The following is a 21,513-nucleotide window of genomic DNA, read 5'->3' on the forward strand; positions in this document are numbered from 1 at the left end:
TGGCTTAGTTGCCAACCGTCACATACACATGGCATGTGGGCTTGCTGATGCGGTTGCCACGGCCTTTGGCGCGGGCGGTGAAACGCTTGAGCGTGGTGCCTTGTTCGACGTAGATGGTTTTCACCTTCAACTCGTCAATGTCGGCGCCGTCGTTGTGTTCAGCGTTGGCGATGGCGGACTCGAGAACCTTCTTGACGATGCCCGCAGCTTTTTTCTGCGTGAAGGTCAGGATGTTCAGAGCTTGATCCACTTTTTTACCGCGAATCAAATCGGCGACCAGGCGGCCTTTATCGACCGACAAACGGACGCCCCGGAGGACTGCACGTGTTTCCATGGTCTTTCCTTATTTCTTCTGGACTTTTTTGTCCGCAGGGTGACCCTTGAATGTCCGGGTCAATGCGAATTCGCCCAATTTGTGGCCAACCATCTGGTCAGTCACATAAACAGGAACGTGTTGCTTACCGTTGTGAACGGCGATGGTCAGACCGATGAAATCGGGCAAAACCATGGAGCGACGCGACCATGTCTTGACGGGCTTTTTATCTTTGGTGGCAACGGCTTTTTCAACCTTGGCCAACAAGTGGTGGTCAACGAATGGACCCTTTTTGAGAGAGCGTGTCATTGTCTAACCCTTACTTCTTGCGACGCGACACGATCATGACCTGTGTGCGCTTGTTGTTACGGGTACGGTAGCCCTTGGTGAGGTTGCCCCACGGGTCTACTGCATGACGGCCTTCGCCGGTACGGCCTTCGCCACCACCGTGCGGGTGATCCACAGGGTTCATGGCCACGCCACGAACGGTTGGACGGATACCCATCCAACGCTTGACACCGGCCTTGCCCAATTGGCGCAGGCTGTGCTCTTCGTTGGCGACTTCACCAATGGTTGCACGGCACTCGATGTGGATCTTGCGAACTTCACCGGAGCGCATACGCACCTGAGCGTAGATGCCTTCGCGAGCCAGCAATGTGGCCGAAGCACCTGCCGAGCGAGCGATCTGAGCACCAGCACCGGGCTTGAGCTCGATGCAGTGGATGGTCGAACCCACGGGGATGTTGCGGATAGGCAGCGTGTTACCAGCGCGGATGGGGGCTTCAGCGCCCGACATCAGGGTGGCACCGGCTTCAATGCCACGGGGGGCAATGATGTAACGGCGCTCGCCATCGGCGTAGCACAGCAAAGCAATGTGCGCAGTACGGTTGGGGTCGTACTCGATGCGCTCGACTTTCGCCGGGATCGCGTCTTTGTTGCGCTTGAAATCGACCACGCGGTAGTGGTGCTTGTGACCACCGCCTTTGTGGCGAGTTGTGATGTGACCGTTGTTGTTACGGCCAGACTTCTGGTGCTGGGGTTCCAGCAACGGAGCGTAGCCTTCACCTTTGTGCAGGTGGTCACGGGTGACCTTCACCACGCCACGACGGCCTGGGGATGTCGGTTTGATCTTGATGACAGCCATGATTACGCGGCCTCCCCGGACAGGTTCAGCTCTTGACCTGGTTGCAGCGTGACATAAGCCTTGCGAACGTTGTCGCGGCGGCCAATGGTCTTGCCAAAACGCTTGGTCTTGCCCTTGGTATTCACCACAGACACGCCTTTGACCTCGACCTTGAACATCAATTCCACTGCGGCTTTGATTTCAGGCTTGGTAGCGTCCTGCAGCACTTTGAATGTCACGGCGTTGGATTTTTCTGCAACCATGGTGGCCTTTTCGGACACGATGGGCGCAACCAGCACGGACATCAGACGACCTTCGTCAAACTTCACGGCGCTCATGCAAACATCTCCTTGAGTTTGTCCATGGCACCTTTGGTCACGAGGACTTTCTTGAAGTTCACCAAAGACACGGGATCGGCGTAACGCGGCTCAACAATCAGGATGTTGATCAGGTTGCGCGATGCCAAGTACAGGTTTTCGTCGACTTCGTCAGCGATCACCAGCACGTTGTCGAGACTCATGGCCTTGAACTTGGCAGCGAGCTGCTTGGTTTTTGGGGTCTCAACCTTGAAGGAATCCACCACAGCCAAACGGCCTTCGCGGGCCAGCTGCGAGAAGATCGAAGCCATACCAGCGCGGTACATCTTCTTGTTGATCTTCTGGGTGAAGTTTTCGTCGGGCATGTTCGGGAAAATACGACCACCGCCACGCCACAGAGGCGAGGAAGTCATACCAGCACGTGCGCGACCTGTGCCTTTTTGTTTGAAAGGCTTCTTGGTGGAGTGGTGAACTTGTTCACGGTCCTTTTGGGCGCGGGTGCCTTGACGGGCATTGGCCTGATAAGCCACCACGATCTGGTGAATCAGGGCTTCGTTGTATTCACGACCGAACACAGTCTCGGGCGCATCCACTTTGGAAGCGGCTTGACCTTGGTCGTTCAGGAGTTCGAGCTGCATCAGTTCGCTCCTTTAACTTTAACGGCGGGACGCACGGTCACGAAACCACCTTTGGAACCGGGAATGGCACCCTTGATCATCAACAGACCACGGGCTTCGTCAACGCGGATCACGGCGAGGTTCTGCGTAGTGCAAGTCACGTCACCGAGGTGGCCCGACATTTTCTTGCCAGGGAACACACGGCCAGGATCTTGCGCCATCGAAATCGAACCAGGCACGTTGTGCGAACGGCTGTTACCGTGCGATGCGCGCTGCGATTTGAAGTTGTGACGCTTGATCGTGCCGGTGAAGCCTTTACCGATGGAAGTGCCTTGCACGTCCACTTTCTGGCCCACAGCAAACACAGCAGCCACGGGCACAGTGGCGCCAGCGGCGTACTGGGCAGCCGTGTCGGCGGTCACGCGGAATTCTTGAATGATTTCACCGGCTTCAACACCGGCTTTGGCCAGGTGACCAGCGATAGGCTTGGTCACGCGCGATGCCTTGCGGGCACCGAATGTCACTTGCAAAGCGACATAGCCATCGTTCTCTTGGGTTTTGACCTGGGATACGCGGTTGTTGGACACATCCAGCACTGTGACAGGAACGGAATCCCCATCATCAGTGAACAGACGCATCATGCCCACCTTGCGACCCAGCAACCCGAGGGAGTTGCTCAGACTCATTGTTTTCTCCAAAACTTTCACCGAGGCCACTTCAATTGGCAGCCCCGTTTGGTGTGTGAAAGACTGTTAATAAATCTCACCCCAAAAGAGGTGAGCCTGAAATTATAGCCCGTCTCGCCATTTCTGGCAAATCGGGCCTTGTTTCAAGTTTTTTGGATGGCTTTGCAACCACCCCAAACCGCATTACTGCAGCTTGATCTCGACGTCCACGCCAGCGGGCAGATCGAGTTTCATCAGGGCGTCCACAGTTTTGTCTGTGGGGTCCACGATGTCCATCAAACGCTGGTGCGTACGGATTTCCAACTGGTCACGGCTGGTCTTGTTGACGTGCGGCGAGCGCAGGATGTCAAAACGCTTCATGCGTGTTGGCAAAGGCACGGGGCCCTTGACAATCGCGCCGGTGCGCTTGGCGGTGTCAACGATCTCGGCAGCGGACTGGTCGATCAGTTTGTAGTCAAACGCCTTCAGGCGGATGCGGATTTTTTGCTTGGATGACATGTCAATTCCTTGTGGTGATTTTCTGCTTGCTGCAGTGCAATGGCCAGGCCATTGCACTGTCGCGCCACAAAAGAATTAAGCGATGATCTTGGCAACCACGCCAGCGCCAACCGTGCGGCCGCCTTCGCGGATGGCGAAGCGCAAGCCTTCTTCCATCGCAATGGGGTTGATCAACTTCACAGTGATCGACACGTTGTCACCAGGCATCACCATCTCTTTGCCTTCTGGCAACTCGATCGCGCCGGTCACGTCAGTCGTACGGAAGTAGAACTGGGGACGGTAGTTGTTGAAGAAAGGCGTGTGACGGCCACCTTCGTCTTTGGACAAGACATAGATCTCGCCCGTGAAGTGGGTGTGCGGCTTGATCGAGCCGGGCTTGCACAGCACTTGGCCGCGCTCGACGTCTTCGCGCTTGGTGCCGCGCAGCAAGATACCGACGTTGTCGCCAGCTTGACCTTGGTCCAGCAGCTTGCGGAACATCTCAACGCCTGTGCAAGTGGTCTTGACCGTGTCTTTGATACCCACGATTTCGATTTCTTCGCCGACTTTGACGATACCGCGCTCGATACGGCCGGTCACCACGGTGCCACGGCCAGAGATGGAGAACACGTCTTCCACGGGCATCAGGAATGCGCCGTCCACTGCGCGGTCAGGCGTAGGGATGTAAGTGTCCAAAGCTTCGGCCAGCTTCATGATGGCTTGCTCGCCCAGAGGACCCTTGTCGCCTTCCAGTGCCAGCTTGGCGGAACCTTGCACGATCGGTGTATCGTCGCCTGGGAAGTCGTACTTGGACAACAACTCGCGCACTTCCATCTCGACCAGTTCCAACAACTCAGCGTCGTCAACCATGTCGCACTTGTTCAGGAACACGATGATGTAAGGCACGCCCACCTGGCGGGCCAACAGGATGTGTTCACGGGTCTGAGGCATAGGGCCGTCAGCAGCGGAGCAAACCAAAATCGCACCGTCCATCTGGGCAGCACCGGTGATCATGTTCTTCACATAGTCAGCGTGGCCAGGGCAGTCCACGTGTGCGTAGTGACGATTTTCTGTTTCGTACTCAACGTGCGCGGTGTTGATCGTGATACCACGGGCCTTCTCTTCGGGCGCCGCGTCGATCTGGTCGTACGCTTTGGCAGCACCGCCGAACTTGGCAGCCAACACGGTGGTGATGGCAGCAGTCAGGGTGGTTTTGCCGTGGTCAACGTGACCGATGGTGCCCACGTTCACGTGGGGTTTGGTCCGTTCGAATTTTTCCTTAGCCATTTTTCAATCCTTAAAAAGAGCAATGCCCGTGTGTTGGTTTAATGTTTGCACCAGGTTGCTTGATCACTCCGCACGGGCACAGAGTGGCACTTGATCGCAGACAGTTTCTGAACTTTCAGATCTGACTATGGCTTGCTTTTCGCTTGCTTTTAGTCAGTGGTGCCCGAGCAAATTCGCAGGCGAATTGGGTCCGGCACACAGTCTTTTATTTTGCGCGTGCAGCCACAATGGCTTCAGCGACGTTACGCGGAGCTTCCGAGTAGTGCTTGAATTCCATAGTGTAGGTGGCACGGCCTTGCGACATGGAGCGCAATGTGGTCGAGTAACCAAACATTTCGGACAAGGGCACTTCGGCCTTGATGGCTTTACCGCCACCGACCATGTCGTCCATACCCTGAACCATGCCACGGCGTGAGGACAGGTCGCCCATCACGTTACCGGCGTAGTCTTCTGGGGTCTCGACTTCCACAGCCATCATGGGCTCCAGAATCACGGGCTGGGCTTTGCGGCAACCTTCTTTGAAACCAAAGATGGCGGCCATCTTGAAGGCCATTTCGTTCGAGTCCACATCGTGGTACGAACCGAAGTGCAGGGTGACCTTGACGTCCACAACGGGGTAGCCGGCCAACACGCCTTGGCCCAAAGCTTCGATCACGCCTTTTTCCACCGCAGGGATGTATTCGCGAGGAACCACACCGCCCTTGATGGCGTCCACGAATTCGAAGCCCTTGCCAGGTTCCTGAGGCTCAACCTTCAGAACCACGTGGCCGTATTGACCCTTACCACCGGACTGACGCACGAACTTGCCTTCGGCTTCGTCCACGGTCTTGCGGATGGTTTCGCGGTAAGCCACTTGAGGCTTGCCCACGTTGGCTTCCACACCGAATTCACGCTTCATGCGGTCGACAATGATTTCCAGGTGCAATTCGCCCTGGCCACCGATGATGGTCTGGCCGGACTCTTCGTCGGTCTGCACGCGGAAAGATGGATCTTCTGCAGCCAGGCGCGACAGGGCCATGCCCATCTTTTCCTGGTCGGCTTTGGACTTGGGCTCGACAGCCTGACGGATCACGGAGTCAGGGAACACCATGCGCTCGAGCGTGATCACGGAGTTTGGATCGCACAGGGTTTCGCCGGTGGTCACGTCTTTCAAGCCCACGCAAGCGGCGATGTCGCCCGCACGGATTTCGTCGACTTCTTCACGGTTGTTGGCGTGCATCTGCACGATTCGGCCGATGCGTTCTTTCTTGCCGCGCACCGCGTTGTACACGGTGTCGCCCTTTTTCAGGACGCCAGAGTAGACGCGCACAAAGGTCAACTGGCCGACAAAGGGGTCGGTCATCAGCTTGAATGCCAAGGCGGCGAATTTTTCATCATCGTCGGCCTTGCGGGTGATTTCCTTTTCTTCTTCGTCAAAGCCCTTGATGGCTTTCACGTCGAGAGGCGAAGGCATCAGTTCGATGACTGCGTCCAGCATGCGCTGCACGCCCTTGTTCTTGAAGGCCGTACCGCACAACATGGGCTGGATTTCGCCAGCGATGGTGCGCACACGCAGACCGTGTGTGATTTCTTCTTCGGACAAGTCGCCTTCTTCAAGGTACTTATTCATCAGGTCTTCAGAGGCTTCGGCAGCCGCTTCCACCATCTTCTCGCGCCACTCTTTGGCGGTTTCGAGCAATTCGGCAGGGATCTCTTCGAAGGTGAACTTCATGCCCTGGGAAGCTTCGTCCCAGATGATGGCCTTCATCTTGCGCAGGTCGACCACACCGGTGAAGTTTTCTTCGGCACCAATTGGAATCACAACGGGCACGGGGTTGGCCTTCAGGCGCAACTTCATTTGCTCAACGACTTTGAAGAAGTTGGCACCGGTACGGTCCATCTTGTTCACAAAGGCCAAACGGGGCACTTTGTACTTGTTCGCCTGACGCCACACGGTTTCAGACTGAGGTTGCACACCGCCCACAGCGCAATAGACCATGCATGCGCCGTCCAACACGCGCATGGAACGCTCCACCTCGATGGTGAAGTCCACGTGGCCGGGGGTGTCAATGATGTTGATGCGGTGCTCGTCGAAAGAGCTGTCCATACCCTTCCAGAAGCAGGTGGTGGCAGCCGAGGTGATCGTGATGCCACGCTCTTGCTCTTGCTCCATCCAGTCCATGGTGGCAGCGCCGTCGTGCACTTCACCAATCTTGTGGTTCACGCCGGTATAAAAAAGAATACGCTCTGTCGTTGTGGTTTTGCCAGCGTCGATGTGCGCCGAAATACCAATGTTGCGATAGCGCTCGATGGGGGTAGTGCGAGCCATTTATTTCTCCAATGATTAAGTACCAAAGCCCGCCACCCCAAATGGGGCCAGCGGGCTGGCTTCTGACAGTGTCGGGCTTCTGTGTGAAACCCGTGTGAATCAGAAGCGGAAGTGCGAGAACGCCTTGTTGGCTTCGGCCATGCGGTGAACTTCGTCACGCTTTTTCATGGCACCGCCACGGCCTTCGTTGGCCTCGAGCAATTCGTTGGCCAAACGCAGGGCCATCGACTTCTCACCGCGCTTGCGTGCGGCTTCTTTGATCCAGCGCATTGACAGGGCCAAGCGACGAACAGGGCGCACTTCAACAGGCACCTGGTAGTTCGCACCACCCACGCGGCGGGATTTGACTTCCACCATGGGTTTGACGTTGTTGATGGCGATGGAGAACAGTTCGACGGGATCTTTGCCTGTTTTCTTTTCCATGGTTTCCAAGGCACCATAAATGATGCGCTCGGCCACAGCTTTTTTGCCGCCTTCCATGATCACGTTCATGAACTTGGACAACTCGACATTGCCGAACTTGGGATCCGGCAGGATTTCACGTTTAGGGACTTCGCGACGACGTGGCATATTTCACCTCATATTTGCTTCAGTTGGCGTCTTTTCAGACACCGCGAGGGTTATTCAAAACCACTCACTTACTCGACCCACCTGGACAATTCCAAGCTTCGGGTCACTTCGCTGGATCACCGCGCCACGCGGGAAACAGCACCGAAAAATTTCAACCCGCGAGGGTTTACTTGGCCTTTGGCTTCTTCGCGCCGTACTTGGAGCGAGACTGCTTGCGGTCTTTCACGCCTTGCAGGTCCAAAGAACCGCGGACGATGTGGTAACGCACACCTGGCAAGTCTTTGACACGACCACCGCGCACCAGAACAACAGAGTGCTCCTGCAGGTTGTGGCCTTCACCGCCGATGTAGGAGATGACCTCAAAACCGTTGGTCAAGCGCACTTTGGCAACTTTACGCAGAGCGGAGTTAGGCTTTTTAGGCGTTGTGGTGTACACACGGGTGCAGACACCACGACGCTGTGGAGAGTTTTGCATCGCAGGGCTTTTGGACTTGATCGTTTCGACCTCGCGCCCCTGACGCACCAATTGATTGATGGTTGGCATTGTTTGTAACGTCCCTAAACGTTTAAAAAGACAAAAGAAACTTCTCCGCCCCAAAAGCGGAAAAGCTCGCCAGTATAACCGTCTGGCGGGCCATGTGGCAAGTTATCCACAATTTCGCGGCATGAAAGGGGATGTGGCGGGCTTTCGTCTCACTTGATCCACAGCCGCACAGCATCCCAGGCACGGCCCAGCACGCCGGATTGCTCCACCGGCTCCAGCACCAGCAAAGGCACCTCAAACAAGGCTTTGTCGCCCTGCATCACCTTCAGGCTCCCGACTGCCTGGCCTTTGGTGAACGGCGCCACCAAGGGGTCTGGGCGCACCACCTGGGTTTTGAGTTGCGCCGCGCTGCCTGCGGGAACCGCCACCACCAAAGGTCGCACCGAACCGAGTTTGAGCACCGGCTGTTTGCCTTTCCACACAGGTGGCGTGACCACGGCCTGGTTGGCATCAAAAAGTTTCACTGCATCAAACGCCGAATAACCCCAGTTCAGCAACTTCTGGCTCTCGTTGGCCCGGGCATTTTCACTGTCGGCCCCCAACACCACACTCAGCAAGCGGCGCGTCCCCACATTGGGCAGCTCTCGCTTGGCCGAGGCCACCAGGCAGTAACCCGCAGCCTGGGTGTGGCCGGTTTTGAGCCCGTCCACACTGGCGTCGCGAAACAACAACAGGTTGCGGTTGGTGTCATTGGCCGCCGGAGTCCCTTCGTAGCGGTATTTTTTGATGGCGTAATAAGGCACGTAATCTGGGAAGTCGCGCATCAGGCGTGTGGCCAGCAGGGCCAAGTCACGGGCGGTGGTGGAGTGACCTGGAGCCGTCAAGCCTTCCGGATTTTTGTACTGTGTGTTGTGCATGCCCAAAAAGACCGCCTGGTCGTTCATCAGCTGCACAAAGCGCTCGACACTGCCCGCCACCCCTTCGGCCAAGGCCACGGTCGCGTCGTTGCCCGATTGGACAATCATGCCCTTGATCAAGTCCTCCACGGGCACCTTCATCTTGGGATCGATGAACATGCGCGATCCTGGCATCTTCCAGGCGCGCTCGGACACCGGCAAGGTCTGCTTGATGTCGATTTTGCGGTTTTTCAGGGCGTCAAAGACCAAATAGGCCGTCATCAGCTTGGTGAGCGAGGCCGGCTCTACCGCCATATCGGGGTCTTTGGCCGCGAGCACTTGGTTGGCCGTCACATCCATCAGCAAATAAGCTTTGGCTGCGATCTCCGGCGCTTGTGGCATCTGGGCCTGGGCACCCCAAAAGGTGGCGGAAAGGCAAGCTCCCAGCAAAAATTTCAAAAATGTGTTCATGCGCTTGTCTGTCATGCGTGGATGGTTTGTCCATAACGCCCCGTTTCGGGTGGGGCACTGGGCGTATTGAACAAATAAGGCCCTGGGCTCCAGCTTGAGGGGTCAAGTCCTCAAGTGGCGCACCACCAAGGATTTGAGCAGAGGCAATTGTCCGTGAAAGAAGTGCTCACACCCCGGAATCACGGTGATGGGCAAGGATTGAGGGCGTGCCCAGTCCATCACGCTGGCCAGCGGCACCGTATCGTCCTGCTCACCATGCAACACCAAGCAGCGCTCGTGCAACTCGGGAGCCACCGGAGCCACCTCAAAACGCGATGCGGCCGTGCCCACCAACACCAGTTGGTGCGGTGGCCGTTCATGACCCAAGGCCTGTACCACTTGGCTGGTGACAAAAGCGCCAAACGAAAACCCAGCCAGCGCCAGCGGCCCTGTGGGTGCCACCTGGGTGATGACCTGCTGCATGTCGATGGCTTCGCCGCGGCCTTCGTCGTAAGTGCCTTCGCTCGCACCCACACCCCTGAAATTGAAGCGCACGGCTCGCCAGCCGCTTTGCACAAAAGCACGCGCCAAGGTTTGCACCACTTTGTTTTGCATGGTGCCGCCAAACAAAGGGTGAGGGTGGGCAATCACGGCCGTGCCTTGCGCTGCGCCATCGATGGGCTCGTCCAGCAAGGCCTCAATCTCCCCAGCTTGGCCTTGCAAGTTGAGCGTGCGGGTCGTGGGGTTCATCAACGCCCCAGATGCTCGGGTGTCAGCAATCGCTGGACCACTTGGCCATTTTTCAGATGCGAATCGACGATTTCGTCGATGTCATTCGTGTCCACAAAGGTGTACCAAACGCCTTCCGGGTACACCACGGCCACAGGCCCACCGGCGCAGCGGTCCAGGCAACCAGCCTTGTTGACCCGAACTTCGCCCGGGCCGTTCAGTCCAAGATTTTTCACTCGGGACTTGCAATGGTCAAAGGCGGCTTGGGCGTTGTGTTGTGCGCAACACGCTTCGTTGTTTTTGCGCTCGTTCAGGCAAAAAAAGATGTGGCGCTTGAAATAAGGGCTGGGGGTTTCGGTACTCATCCGGCAATTTTAGGCCTCCGCCTGAAAACCAGGGTTCAACCCACTCATGAAAGGCCAGGCCAAGACAGTCGGCGCACCAAATACACCAGCAAGGCATAGGGCCACAGCCAGCCCAGCCACTGAATTAAGCCATGAAAACGGATGAAGCGCCCCTGCTCCCAAGTCTGCAGTGTCAAGGAAAAATACACATCGGCCGATGCGCTGTTGAGCAAGCTCAGCTGCAACACCAAAGCCGCCAAAGCCAGTACCCAGCACAGCCGGGGTGGGCACAAAGACAGCATTGCCGCCCCCAGCGCAGCCCAGATCAATCCCATCAGCACCTCGGGGCTGATCCACCCCCATGCATGCACTGGGCCATAAGTCAAAGTGGCCGACAAAGCGCTGGCCAACAAGCCCAGCGCCAAGCACACCCCAGCCAGAACCCAACGCTGAGGTCTTCGGTGGACCACACCAAAGACCAGTAAACAGGGCAAGAGCAAACCGATGGCCACACACAATGTCTCCGTCAAGGGCAACAAGGGTTGAAGTTCAGCCGTGCGAACAGGCCACCAATCGAGCCAAGGGGTGTCTTGCAACCACTCGATCCAAGTGGTCTCCACACGCTCAAACACATGGCCCAGACCAAAAGGCACAGGGGCCGGAAACAACAAAGCCAAGGGCCACAGGGCCAACAAGGCCAGCACACCCGTGGCCTCGGATTCAAACCAACGGTCCCTGAAACGGCCCCAGCGCTCAATCAACCCCGCCCAAGCCAGGCCGTTGGCCACCACGGCACCGGCCCAACCGCCCCCCACGTTCAGAACCCAGTCAAGGTTGGAGGGCACGCGCACCGGCAAGAACATTTGCAACGACTCCATCGCAAAAGACAAGGCCGCGGCCACCACCGTGGCCAAGGTGATGGCAGGCCAGTCTCGGCGGCTGCGGTGCACAGCCAAGGCCAACAAAAAACCCAAGGGGGCATAACCCAGCACGTTGGACAAAACGTCAAACCCGGTCCAGTAACGCGGCCAAGGGGCCGTCAAGAATGACCAAGACAACACCCCCTGAAAGCGCCAGCTGTCAAACGGGTATAGGCTGGCATAGGCGATCAGGGCCGCATACAGCCAGAACAATGGCCAAGCGGTGGTTTTGCGCCAGGTTGACTTGCGCATAAGCCTTGATTGCCAGGCCTTAAAAAGGCTTGACCACCACCAACACGACGGCAGCCACCATCATCAACACCGGCGCTTCGTTGAACCAGCGGAACCAGACATGGCTGCGCTGCATCTGCCCGTTTTCAAACTTGCGCAAAAGGACACCACAACTGTGGTGGTAACCCAACAAAGCCAGCACGATCAGCAATTTCGCATGCATCCAGCCTTGGCCAGGGCCCATGCCGATACCGTAATAAAGCCAAAGCCACAGTCCCAGCGCCAAGGCCGGAACGGCCAGGATGGTCATGAAGCGGTACAGCTTGCGGGCCATCAGCAACAAGCGCTCACGTTCAGCGGTCGAGTCGGCCGGCACCATGGCCAAGTTGACGTAAATGCGAGGCAAATAAAACAGGCCAGCAAACCAGCTGGCGATGAAAACAATGTGAAGGGCTTTGATCCAGAGCATGCTTCGAGTGTAGCCAGTGAAGGCCGAGGCAAGGGCCTGTTCGCAGAGCAAAAAAAACCCCCGACCAGAGGCCGAGGGCAGGAAGCCTTTTTGCTTTCACACATCAAGGCGCCCGCTCAGGGAGGAAAAGCGGGAGGCAGCAAGCTGCCCGAGAGGGAATTTATCAAATAACAAAACCAATAACAAGGTCACTTTTGTTTTTTATGTTGTTTTTATCGTTTACGGTCGGCGAGCCTTTCTTGTGAGCCAAACTGCCACCTGAGCGACTGCGTGCACCTTGCGATTTTTGGCATCCACGGGGACTTCAGGCACAATTTTCGACATGAACCCTGTCGCCCCCTTCCCCGCCAACCGCCCACGCCGCTTGCGTCGTGATGAATTCACCCGCAATCTGGTGCGTGAGCACCGGGTCACGGCACACGACCTGATCTACCCGGTCTTTGTGCTTGACGGGCAAAACCAGCGCCAAGCCGTGGGCTCCATGCCCGGCGTGGAACGTCTGAGTCTGGACCTGTTGCTGCCGGTGGCCGAAGACTGCGTCAAGCTCGGCATCCCGGTGATGGCCCTGTTTCCGGTGATCGACGCCAGCTTGAAGGACCCCACAGGCAGCGAGGCCATGAATCCCAATGGCCTGGTGCCGCGTGTGGTGCGTGAGCTGAAAAAGCGCTTTCCCGAACTGGGCGTGATGACCGACGTGGCGCTCGACCCCTTCACCAGCCACGGCCAGGACGGCCTGCTGGACGAGACCGGCTACATCTTGAACGACGAAACCACGGCCGTGCTGGTGCAGCAAGCGCTGACCCAAGCCGAAGCGGGCGTGGACATGGTCGCCCCCAGCGACATGATGGACGGGCGCATCGGCGCGATCCGCCAGGCGCTCGAAGCCCGAGGCTTGGTCCACACCCGCATCATGGCCTACAGCGCCAAGTACGCCAGCGCGTTTTACGGCCCCTTCCGCGACGCAGTCGGCTCGGCCGGCAATTTGGGTAAGAGCAACAAAAAGGTCTACCAGATGGACCCCGGCAACACCGACGAAGCCCTGCGCGAAGTGGCCATGGACCTGGCCGAAGGCGCCGACATGGTGATGGTCAAGCCCGGCATGCCGTATCTGGACATCGTGCGCCGCGTCAAAGACGAGTTCAAGGTGCCCACCTTCGCTTACCAAGTGTCGGGGGAATACGCCATGCTTAAAGCCGCTGCACAAAACGGCTGGCTCGACCACGACTTGGTCATGATGGAAAGCCTGCTGGCCTTCAAACGTGCTGGCGCGGATGGCGTGCTGACTTACTTTGCACGTGACGCCGCACGCTGGATCGCCGCACATTGAAAGACACCCACAGCCCTGCAGACGTTCCCGGTATACGGGTGTTCAGCATCCAGAGCAGCCAGGTGCAAGCCTGGCCTTCGCCCTCGGATACCGCCTTGCCCGAGGCCATGCCCGAGCAAGGCTTTGTCTGGCTGGCCTTTTCTCGCTCGCATTTTGAACAGCATTTGCCTGCCATTCAGGCCAGTTTGCAGCTGCTGACTGGCCAAAGCCTGGTGGACCTGCATGTCTCGGACTTGCTCAACGGCCAACTGCCCTCGCGCTACGATTTCACCTCACACTACGACCTGCTGGTGTTTCGCCGACTGGCGCAGCAAACGGGCACCACACCCCGTCACAACGAAACCAAAGCCGCACACGCCTCGGGCAAACGGCCCGGTCCACCCATCTTGCGGCGCATCGACACCAGCCCGGTGGGTTTTGCGGTGTTTGAGCGGGTGCTGCTGAGTGTGCACCCCGACGACTGCGCCGTGCGCGAAGCCTACGCCAGCCGCCTGTTGAACGCGACGGGCGACAAGACTTTGGCGCACGACCCCCGCTCGGCCGGGGCACGGGGCATTCCCTTGAGCCCAGCCGACATGATGCTGCGCATCGTGAGTCAGATGGTGGACGCCTACCTGGACTTACGCCGCGAACTGAGCCGCCAACTTGACCACTGGCAAGCCGAACTGCTGCATCCTCAAGCGCGGTTTCGCCGTTGGGACGCCTTGCTGCAAGCCCGGCTGGCCCTGCACCAGCTCGAGGACCTGTGTGACGACCAACACACGGCCATGTTGGGCTGGAACGAAACCCTGGACGACTGGGTGGTCAGCGAAGACCCGACCGCCTTGCGCGAACACGAACTTTTGAAAGTGCGCTGCCGCGATGTGCTGGAACACATCGACCGGGTCGTTCACCATGTGCGACGCTTGGAGCACAACACCGAAACCGCGGTGCAAATGCACTTCAATGCCCAAGGCAACCGCACCAACGACATCATGCGCACCCTGACGGCGCTGACCGCGATCTTTTTGCCGCTGAACCTGATCGCGGCGGTATTCGGCATGAACTTCGAATTCATGCCCTGGCTGCATCAGGCCAGTGCCTTTTGGTGGACGCTGGGCGGCATGGCCGCTGTTGCCGCCACGCTGGGCCTGGTGTTCTGGCGCAAGCGCTACTTGGCGCGAACGGGCGATTGATCGGCCAGATCAGCCCAAGTGCTGCTTGAAAAACGCCAGTGTGCGTTCCCGCGCCAGCTGGGCCGAGGGTGCATGCCATGAACCGCGCTGGTCGCAGTTGAAGCCGTGGTGCGCGGCATAGGTGAACACCTGCACGGAGGGGTGGGCCTTTTTGAAAGCCTCGACCGTGTCCAGGGGAATCCACTTGTCCTCGTCGGCAAAGTGCGCCATGACCGGCACCCGAGGTTGGCGGGCGATTTCGGCTTCAGTGGTGACACCGCCACCGTAATAAGGCGCTGCTGCACTCAAGCCGGACAGCGTGCAGGCCGCACGCCAGGTCAGCAAGCCGCCCCAGCAATAACCCACCATGCCCACCTTGCCGCCCGACACCTTGGCGGCATGGTCGATGGCCGCCTGAATGTCTTGCAGCACACCGGTTGCAGGCAAGGCCTCTACGGCTGTTTTGTAGCCAAAACCCTCACCCATGTCGGCATCGGTGTAACCCAGCTCGACCCCTGGCTTGACCCGGTGGAATGCGGCCGGGGCCACCGCCAGATAACCGTCGGCGGCGTAGCCATCGGCCACGGCGCGAATGTGGCTGTTGACGCCAAAAATCTCCTGAATCACCACCACGGCACCTTTTGGGGTGCCTGCAGGGCGGGCTTCGTAGGCTGGCACGGCTGTGCCGTCAGCGCTTTGGAGTTCAATCATCGTTCCCATGGTTTGGCCTTTCAGGTTCAAATGTGTTCAACCGACCAGCGCACGCTCGACAAAGTCGAGTCGGTCCTGGCCCCAAAAAATCTCGCCATCAACCACATAGCTGGGCGCTCCAAACACCCCCGCATCGATGGCCGCCTGGGTGTAGGACTCATAGCGCTCTTGCACCGCTTGGCTGTGCGAGGCCTTCATCAGCGAAGCCGGCAAATCCTGCTCCCCGAGCAACTCGGCCAGCACCTTGTCGTCCGCCATGTTGCGCTCTTGTGCCCAGCAAGCCGCCAAAATCGCACCCGCGATCTTCATGGCCGCCTGAGCACCTTGGGCCAAATCGGCGGCAATGATCAAACGCGCCGCATCGTCGCCACCCACTGGAAAGTAGCGCGGCTTGAGGGTCAAGGGCACTTTCAGGTGCTGGCTGAAACGCTGCAACTCCACCAAGCGGTAAGCCTGCCGCTGCGGCGCCCGCTGCCCGAGGGGCAAACCTCCCGAAATGGGGAACACCTTGCCACCCAAGTCGATGGGCATCACACGCACCGCAGCGCCAGTGCGCTGCACGAGGTCGGCCAAGCGCTGGTGGCCCAGATAAGCCCACGGGCTTTGCGGGGCGAAGTAATAGTCCACTGTGCGACCCATGCTGTCTCCTGGTGTGTTGTGTAATCTTTGAAGCAACGGTTTTTAACCGCAAGCGAACATTTTTGCAGGAGACACGCGATGAACAAGGTCTTGTTGGTGACCGGTGGCAGTCGGGGCATCGGGGCCGCTACCGCCCTGTTGGCCGCCCAAAATGGCTGGTCGGTGGCGGTGAACTACACCGCCAACTCGTTGGCCGCCGACGAAGTGGTACGCCAAATCCGCGCCGCGGGTGGCCAAGCCATGTCGGTGCAAGCCGATGTGGCCGATGAAGCGCAGGTGCTGCGCATGTTCAGCCACATCGACGCCAAATTCGGCCGCCTGACCGGGCTGGTCAACAACGCAGGGGTGGTCGATGTGACCGCCCGGGTAGACCAGATGAGCGTGGCCCGCTGGAAGCGCATGTTCGACATCAACGTGATCGGCAGCCTGATCTGCGCCCGCGAAGCCGTGCGCCGCATGAGCACGAAGCACGGCGGCGAAGGCGGCAGCATCGTGAATGTGTCGAGCGCAGCCGCTCGCCTGGGTGCGCCCGGCCAATACGTGGACTACGCCGCCGCCAAAGGGGCGATCGACGCGTTCACCATCGGCTTGGCCAAAGAAGTGGCTGCCGAAGGCATCCGCGTGAACGCCGTACGCCCGGGTCTGATCGAGACCGAGATCCACGCCTCAGGTGGCCTGCCCAACCGCGTGAAAGACCTGCAACACCTGGTGCCAGCCCAGCGCGGCGGCACCGCCGAAGAAGTGGCGGAGGGCATCGTGTGGCTTTTGTCGGACAAGGCCAGCTACACCACCATGAGTTTTCTCGATATTTCGGGAGGCCGTTGATGGCTGAATTCAAGTACTACTGGGAAGACTTTGCGCCCGGCGAAGTGCGTGACCTGGGCACCATCACCCCCACCCGCGAAGAGATCATCGCCTTCGCCACACAGTTCGACCCGCAGCCCTTTCACCTGAACGACGAGGCGGCCAAAGCCTCGGTGTTTGGCGCCCTGTCGGCCAGTGGCTGGCACACCTGTTCGATGGCCATGCGGCTGATGGTGACCAACTTTTTGTGCGAAACCTCCAGCCTCGGCTCACCGGGCCTGGAAAACATCAAATGGCTCAAACCGGTTTACCCGGGCGACACCCTGCGTCTGCAAAGCACCATGCTCGAGACCAAACCCATGGGTAAGCGACCGGATGTGGGCATGACACGCAACCTGTGGGAAATGTTCAACCAGCACGGCGACAAGGTGCTGCACATGGAAGGCTGGGGCATGTTCAGAAGGCGCCACCCAGCGGCCTGATCAATCGCCCGAAGGGGCACAATGGCGCGATGGACTTCAAACCGCTCATCACCCTGCTGGCCATCGTCAACCCTTTGGCGATCGTCCCTTTTTTCATCCACTACACCCAAGGTTTCAGCGCTGCCCAGCGCAAAAAAACCATTTGGGTGTCGTCCTTTTCTGCCTTTGTGGTGATCGCCGCCAGCGCCTTGCTGGGCCTTCAAATTCTGGAGTTCTTCGGCATCTCGCTGGCGAGCTTTCAAGTCGGCGGTGGCATGCTGCTCTTGACGGCTGCACTGTCGATGCTCAATGCCCAACCCGCTGAAGCCCGCGCCAATGCCGACGAAGTGCACGACGCCGAAGCCAAAGCCGCCATCGGCGCCAGCATCGCCGTGGTGCCGCTGACCATCCCGCTGCTGACTGGCCCGGCCACCATGTCCACCGTGGTGATTTACGCAGAAAAAGCCAAAAACTTCGCCCAACTCGGCACCTTGGTCGGCTATGGCGTGGTCATTGCGCTGGCCACCGCCCTGTGTTTTTCACTGGCCACCCCGATTGCCCGCATTTTGGGCAAAACCGGCATCAACGTCATGACCCGGCTGATGGGTTTGATTTTGGCCGCGCTCGCGGTCGAGGTGATGGCCGACGGGCTGCACAAACTGTTTCCGGTGCTGGCGCGGGGATTGTGAGCGCCCGCCTTAGGGCAGCAGGGTGACTCTTGCCAATTTTTGCCAAACTCATTAAGCTTTCCACATGAGCACCATGAACATTTCCTTGCCTGAAACCTTGAAGACCTTCGTGGATCTGCAAGTCAGCGAGCGGGGCTACGGCACCAGCAGCGAGTACGTGCGTGAGTTGATTCGCAAGGACCAGGATCGCCTGCAATTGCGTGAAAAACTCCTGGCCGGAGCCAGTTCTTCCCCCGCAGCATCCATCAATGAAACCTACTTTGATGGTTTGCGTGACCGGGTTCACCAAGCCACCCGGAACACCTCACTCCGGTGAAAACAAAGCCAGTCATCCCACGCGAATTGGCCCTTCGGGATGTTGAGCAAGCTGTTGCCTACTATTTAGACGAGGGGGCACCATCTGCCGCACTCGGTTTGATTGATGCGTTGGAAAAAGCCTATTCCCACATCAGCCGTCACCCTGCCACGGGATCTCCGCGATACGCCCACGAACTGAACCTGCCGGGTCTTCGGTTTTGGCCACTGACCCGCTACCCACACGGTGTTTTTTACATCGAAAAAGCAGACCACATCGATGTTTGGCGCGTGTTGCACGGTCAACGCGATCTACCTACCTGGCTTCAAACCGAACCCGATTGAGTTCATCTTGAAGGCATTGAAACAGCGGTGCCAAGTCTCAGCGGTAGAGGAAAATCACACCCCAAACCCGACCTCAAGCCCCTTCTTCAAGTGACCCACCAAGGCCGCCACGGCCCGGGGCACGTGCGGCGCATAAGGGCGGATGGCGTAAATGGTTTCGGCAAAGGCCCCCACAGGTTTCCAAGCCGGCAGCACACGCACCAATTGACCCTTGCGCAACTCGGCCTGGGCGCTGAAGTCGGGCATCAGGGCAATGCCCGCGCCCGTGAGCGCGGCTTCGCGCAGGGCTTCGCTGTTGTTGGCGGCAAAGCGGCCACTCACGGGCACGGTGATGCGCTCGCCCCCGCCTGAGGGCTGGCGCGGCTCAAATGTCCAGGCGGGCGTGTCTTGCGAGCGGGGGTAATGCAGGCAGTTGTGGGCTTGTAGATCAGCAGGGCTTTGCGGCTCCCCGTATTGGCGGATGTAAGCACGGGTGGCCACCAGCACCGATTCGGTCGCGCACAGCGCCCAGGCCACATGGGTGTCGGGTGGGCGGGCGGTGTGGCGTATGGCCAAGTCATACCCTTCTGTGGCCAAGGCGCTCAAGCGATCGGACAAGTCCAGCTCGATGCGCACATCCGGAAAATCTTTCAGATAAGCGGCAAACAAGGGCACGAGTTGCTGCCTGGCCAGCGCCACGGGCGCGGTCACGCGCAGCAAGCCGCTGGGCTGTTCGGCCAAATCACGAACCTGGGCAAAGCTTTGCGCGATCTGCTCGAACGAAGCACGGGTCTCGTCCACCAGCCGCTGGCCCGCCTCGGTCAGGCGCAGGCTGCGGGTGGTGCGCTGCACCAGGGTGACCTTGGCCGCACGCTCGAGCTCGGCGATGCGCTGGCTCATGGCGGCCTTGCTCACGCCCAATCGGGCGGCCGCCGCGGTGTAGCTGCCCTGCTGGGCCAGCACGCTCAGCCAATGCAGGTGCGTCCACAGGGCGTTGATTTTTTGCTCTTCCATGCGCACATTGTTCACTATTTTGAACAATCAATTCAGATTTGGGGCATTGTGAGGGTGAGCGACGGTCCCTACACTCTCGATCTAGAAATTAGATTGCCGCGCTTCGCTCGCAATGACCCTCTTTTGTCATTGCGAGCGAAGCGCGGCAATCCACTGTCTTTCTATGACAACAGATTAACCCCAAACCCCAAACAGTTATCCATTCAGGAGTCCCGCATGCCCATTTCCCACATCGGCCATTACATCAACGGCCAAGTCGCCGCAGGCGCTTCCGGCCGCAGCCAACCCGTCACCAACCCCGCCACGGGCGCCGTGACCGGCAACGTGGCCCTGGCCAACAGCGCCGAGGTGGCCAAGGCCGTGGCCGCTGCGCAAGCCGCCTTCCCCGCTTGGTCCGACACACCGCCCCTGCGCCGCGCCCGTGTGATGTTCAAGTTCCTCGAACTGTTGAACACCCACAAAGACGAGCTGGCCCACATGATCACCGCCGAGCACGGTAAGGTGTTCACCGACGCGCAAGGCGAAGTCAGCCGCGGCATCGACATCGTGGAATTTGCCACTGGCATTCCGCAGCTGCTCAAAGGCGACTTCACCGATCAGGTCTCCACCGGCATCGACAACTGGACGCTGCGCCAGCCTTTGGGCGTGGTCGCGGGCATCACGCCCTTCAACTTCCCCGTGATGGTGCCCATGTGGATGTTCCCCGTGGCGATTGCGGCCGGCAACACCTTCATCTTGAAGCCCAGCCCCACCGACCCAACGCCTTCGCTGTTCATCGCCGACTTGCTGAAAAAAGCCGGTCTGCCCGACGGCGTGTTCAACGTGGTGCAAGGTGACAAGGAAGCCGTGGACGCGCTGCTCGAGCACCCCGACGTCAAAGCCATCAGCTTCGTCGGCTCCACGCCAATCGCCAACTACATCTACGAAACCGGTGCCCACCACGGCAAGCGCGTGCAAGCCTTGGGCGGCGCGAAAAACCACTTGGTGGTCATGCCCGACGCCGACATTGACCAAACCGTCGACGCCTTGATCGGCGCAGGCTACGGCTCGGCTGGCGAGCGCTGCATGGCGATCTCGGTCGCCGTGCTGGTTGGCGATGTAGCGGACAAGATCTTGCCCAAGCTGATCGAGCGCACCAAAACCCTGCAAGTGCTCAACGGCGAAAACCTGGCCGCCGAAATGGGCCCCATCGTGACCGACGCTGCGCGTCAGCGCATCAAGGGCTACATCGACGCGGGCGTGGCCGAAGGCGCCAAGCTCTTGGTGGATGGCCGTGAGTTTGACGGTGCAAAGGCCGGTGCTGGTTGCGAACAAGGTTTCTGGCTCGGCGGCACGCTGTTCGACCACGTCACCACCGACATGAAGATCTACAAAGAAGAAATCTTTGGCCCGGTCTTGAGCTGCGTGCGCGTGCCCGACTTCGCCACCGCCGTGCAGATCATCAACGACCACGAGTTCGGCAACGGCGTCTCCTGCTTCACCCGCGACGGCAACGTGGCCCGCGAATTTGCCCGCCGCATCCAGGTGGGCATGGTCGGCATCAACGTGCCGATCCCGGTGCCCATGGCCTGGCACGGCTTTGGCGGCTGGAAGCGTTCGCTGTTTGGCGACATGCACGCCTATGGCGAAGAGGGCGTGCGTTTCTATACGAAGCAAAAGTCCATCATGCAGCGCTGGCCCGAGAGCATTGGCAAAGGTGCTGAGTTTGTGATGCCGACTGCCAAATAATTGAGCGGACATCAGGGATTTCCCCCGAGTCGGGAAATCCCTGAGAAAAACCGGGGTCTTGTTCCTTTACATTCCAATGACTCGATGCAAAGCAGTATCTGCATCCCGAGGGCCGAGGAGACAACTCGATACCCTGAGAATTCGAAC

The 21,513-nt window shown here is 58.9% G+C and carries 27 protein-coding genes; 8 read left to right on the forward strand and 19 right to left on the reverse strand.

Features of this window, described 5'->3' with window-relative positions; translation table 11 throughout:
* Positions 1 to 4 precede the first annotated feature (4 nt).
* The 16 genes from rplV to L63ED372_RS14180 form a co-directional block, all read right to left on the reverse strand.
* On the reverse strand, positions 5 to 334 hold the full coding sequence (gene rplV / locus L63ED372_RS14105; protein ID WP_019426902.1) for a 50S ribosomal protein L22: 330 nt from the start codon (positions 332 to 334) through the stop codon (positions 5 to 7).
* Between the two features lie 9 nt (positions 335 to 343).
* Positions 344 to 622: a 30S ribosomal protein S19 gene (gene rpsS, locus L63ED372_RS14110; protein ID WP_007847809.1), complete on the reverse strand. Its 279-nt coding sequence runs from the start codon at positions 620 to 622 to the stop codon at positions 344 to 346.
* Between the two features lie 10 nt (positions 623 to 632).
* Positions 633 to 1,457 carry a 50S ribosomal protein L2 gene (rplB, locus tag L63ED372_RS14115; protein ID WP_019426904.1) on the reverse strand — a complete coding sequence of 275 codons (825 nt, stop codon included), beginning with the start codon at positions 1,455 to 1,457 and terminating at the stop codon, positions 633 to 635.
* Positions 1,458 to 1,459: 2 nt separating this feature from the next.
* A complete protein-coding gene (gene rplW / locus L63ED372_RS14120; RefSeq protein ID WP_053172819.1) occupies positions 1,460 to 1,774 on the reverse strand; it encodes a 50S ribosomal protein L23 in 315 nt (104 codons plus the stop codon).
* A complete protein-coding gene (gene rplD / locus L63ED372_RS14125) occupies positions 1,771 to 2,391 on the reverse strand; it encodes a 50S ribosomal protein L4 (RefSeq protein ID WP_019426906.1) in 621 nt (206 codons plus the stop codon). Before rplD ends, rplW begins: the two co-directional genes overlap by 4 nt.
* A complete protein-coding gene (gene rplC, locus L63ED372_RS14130; protein WP_062406804.1) occupies positions 2,391 to 3,056 on the reverse strand; it encodes a 50S ribosomal protein L3 in 666 nt (221 codons plus the stop codon). The genes rplD and rplC overlap by 1 nt, the downstream gene beginning before the upstream one ends.
* 183 nt (positions 3,057 to 3,239) lie before the next feature.
* Positions 3,240 to 3,554, reverse strand: a complete 315-nt coding sequence (rpsJ, locus tag L63ED372_RS14135) for a 30S ribosomal protein S10 (RefSeq protein WP_019426908.1) — start codon at positions 3,552 to 3,554, stop codon at positions 3,240 to 3,242.
* Positions 3,555 to 3,629: 75 nt separating this feature from the next.
* On the reverse strand, positions 3,630 to 4,820 hold the full coding sequence (gene tuf, locus L63ED372_RS14140; protein WP_053172486.1) for an elongation factor Tu: 1,191 nt from the start codon (positions 4,818 to 4,820) through the stop codon (positions 3,630 to 3,632).
* A 205-nt stretch (positions 4,821 to 5,025) separates the two neighbouring features.
* Positions 5,026 to 7,128, reverse strand: a complete 2,103-nt coding sequence (gene fusA, locus L63ED372_RS14145; RefSeq protein ID WP_062406805.1) for an elongation factor G — start codon at positions 7,126 to 7,128, stop codon at positions 5,026 to 5,028.
* A gap of 99 nt (positions 7,129 to 7,227) precedes the next feature.
* On the reverse strand, positions 7,228 to 7,698 hold the full coding sequence (gene rpsG, locus L63ED372_RS14150) for a 30S ribosomal protein S7 (protein WP_062406807.1): 471 nt from the start codon (positions 7,696 to 7,698) through the stop codon (positions 7,228 to 7,230).
* Between the two features lie 166 nt (positions 7,699 to 7,864).
* Entirely contained in the window at positions 7,865 to 8,242 is a 378-nt protein-coding gene (rpsL, locus tag L63ED372_RS14155) for a 30S ribosomal protein S12 (protein WP_011466063.1), read from the reverse strand.
* A 149-nt stretch (positions 8,243 to 8,391) separates the two neighbouring features.
* Complete coding sequence (locus L63ED372_RS14160) at positions 8,392 to 9,549, reverse strand: D-alanyl-D-alanine carboxypeptidase family protein (protein ID WP_062408167.1); 1,158 nt, start codon at positions 9,547 to 9,549, stop codon at positions 8,392 to 8,394.
* Positions 9,550 to 9,651: 102 nt separating this feature from the next.
* Positions 9,652 to 10,278, reverse strand: coding sequence for an alpha/beta hydrolase (locus tag L63ED372_RS14165; protein WP_062406809.1), 627 nt, complete (start codon positions 10,276 to 10,278; stop codon positions 9,652 to 9,654).
* Positions 10,278 to 10,622, reverse strand: coding sequence for a (2Fe-2S) ferredoxin domain-containing protein (locus L63ED372_RS14170; RefSeq protein ID WP_062406811.1), 345 nt, complete (start codon positions 10,620 to 10,622; stop codon positions 10,278 to 10,280). Before L63ED372_RS14170 ends, L63ED372_RS14165 begins: the two co-directional genes overlap by 1 nt.
* 44 nt (positions 10,623 to 10,666) lie before the next feature.
* Entirely contained in the window at positions 10,667 to 11,773 is a 1,107-nt protein-coding gene (locus L63ED372_RS14175; RefSeq protein WP_062406813.1) for a VanZ family protein, read from the reverse strand.
* Between the two features lie 19 nt (positions 11,774 to 11,792).
* Entirely contained in the window at positions 11,793 to 12,221 is a 429-nt protein-coding gene (locus L63ED372_RS14180; protein WP_062406815.1) for a CopD family protein, read from the reverse strand.
* A 322-nt stretch (positions 12,222 to 12,543) separates the two neighbouring features.
* Between L63ED372_RS14180 and hemB the strand changes: the two genes are divergently transcribed.
* Positions 12,544 to 13,548 (forward strand): porphobilinogen synthase, encoded by a 1,005-nt coding sequence (gene hemB, locus L63ED372_RS14185; protein WP_062406817.1) that lies wholly within the window; start codon positions 12,544 to 12,546, stop codon positions 13,546 to 13,548.
* A gap of 32 nt (positions 13,549 to 13,580) precedes the next feature.
* Positions 13,581 to 14,723 carry a magnesium transporter CorA family protein gene (locus L63ED372_RS14190; RefSeq protein WP_062408168.1) on the forward strand — a complete coding sequence of 381 codons (1,143 nt, stop codon included), beginning with the start codon at positions 13,581 to 13,583 and terminating at the stop codon, positions 14,721 to 14,723.
* 9 nt (positions 14,724 to 14,732) lie between these two features.
* Here the strand turns inward: L63ED372_RS14190 and L63ED372_RS14195 are convergent, their stop codons facing one another.
* Both L63ED372_RS14195 and L63ED372_RS14200 read right to left on the reverse strand, forming a co-directional pair.
* A complete protein-coding gene (locus tag L63ED372_RS14195; RefSeq protein WP_062408170.1) occupies positions 14,733 to 15,422 on the reverse strand; it encodes a dienelactone hydrolase family protein in 690 nt (229 codons plus the stop codon).
* A 27-nt stretch (positions 15,423 to 15,449) separates the two neighbouring features.
* A complete protein-coding gene (locus L63ED372_RS14200) occupies positions 15,450 to 16,052 on the reverse strand; it encodes a 2-hydroxychromene-2-carboxylate isomerase (RefSeq protein WP_062406819.1) in 603 nt (200 codons plus the stop codon).
* 78 nt (positions 16,053 to 16,130) lie between these two features.
* Between L63ED372_RS14200 and L63ED372_RS14205 the strand changes: the two genes are divergently transcribed.
* The 5 genes from L63ED372_RS14205 (at position 16,131) to L63ED372_RS14225 (ending at position 18,645) form a co-directional block, all read left to right on the forward strand.
* Positions 16,131 to 16,877, forward strand: coding sequence for an SDR family oxidoreductase (locus L63ED372_RS14205; protein ID WP_062406821.1), 747 nt, complete (start codon positions 16,131 to 16,133; stop codon positions 16,875 to 16,877).
* A complete protein-coding gene (locus L63ED372_RS14210) occupies positions 16,877 to 17,338 on the forward strand; it encodes a MaoC family dehydratase (RefSeq protein ID WP_062406823.1) in 462 nt (153 codons plus the stop codon). Before L63ED372_RS14205 ends, L63ED372_RS14210 begins: the two co-directional genes overlap by 1 nt.
* Positions 17,339 to 17,367: 29 nt before the next feature.
* Positions 17,368 to 18,006 carry a MarC family protein gene (locus L63ED372_RS14215; RefSeq protein ID WP_062406826.1) on the forward strand — a complete coding sequence of 213 codons (639 nt, stop codon included), beginning with the start codon at positions 17,368 to 17,370 and terminating at the stop codon, positions 18,004 to 18,006.
* A gap of 64 nt (positions 18,007 to 18,070) precedes the next feature.
* Complete coding sequence (locus L63ED372_RS14220; RefSeq protein ID WP_062406828.1) at positions 18,071 to 18,322, forward strand: ribbon-helix-helix domain-containing protein; 252 nt, start codon at positions 18,071 to 18,073, stop codon at positions 18,320 to 18,322.
* Positions 18,319 to 18,645 (forward strand): type II toxin-antitoxin system RelE/ParE family toxin, encoded by a 327-nt coding sequence (locus tag L63ED372_RS14225; RefSeq protein WP_062406830.1) that lies wholly within the window; start codon positions 18,319 to 18,321, stop codon positions 18,643 to 18,645. Before L63ED372_RS14220 ends, L63ED372_RS14225 begins: the two co-directional genes overlap by 4 nt.
* A 54-nt stretch (positions 18,646 to 18,699) precedes the next feature.
* Here L63ED372_RS14225 and L63ED372_RS14230 read toward each other — a convergent pair whose 3' ends face one another.
* Positions 18,700 to 19,638 (reverse strand): LysR family transcriptional regulator, encoded by a 939-nt coding sequence (locus tag L63ED372_RS14230; RefSeq protein WP_062408172.1) that lies wholly within the window; start codon positions 19,636 to 19,638, stop codon positions 18,700 to 18,702.
* Positions 19,639 to 19,854: 216 nt separating this feature from the next.
* On the opposite strand from L63ED372_RS14230, the gene L63ED372_RS14235 reads away from it, so the two are divergent.
* Entirely contained in the window at positions 19,855 to 21,366 is a 1,512-nt protein-coding gene (locus L63ED372_RS14235; protein WP_062406832.1) for a CoA-acylating methylmalonate-semialdehyde dehydrogenase, read from the forward strand.
* Positions 21,367 to 21,513 lie beyond the last annotated feature (147 nt).

It is taken from the genome of Limnohabitans sp. 63ED37-2 (assembly GCF_001412535.1).
Taxonomy (GTDB): domain Bacteria; phylum Pseudomonadota; class Gammaproteobacteria; order Burkholderiales; family Burkholderiaceae_C; genus Limnohabitans_A.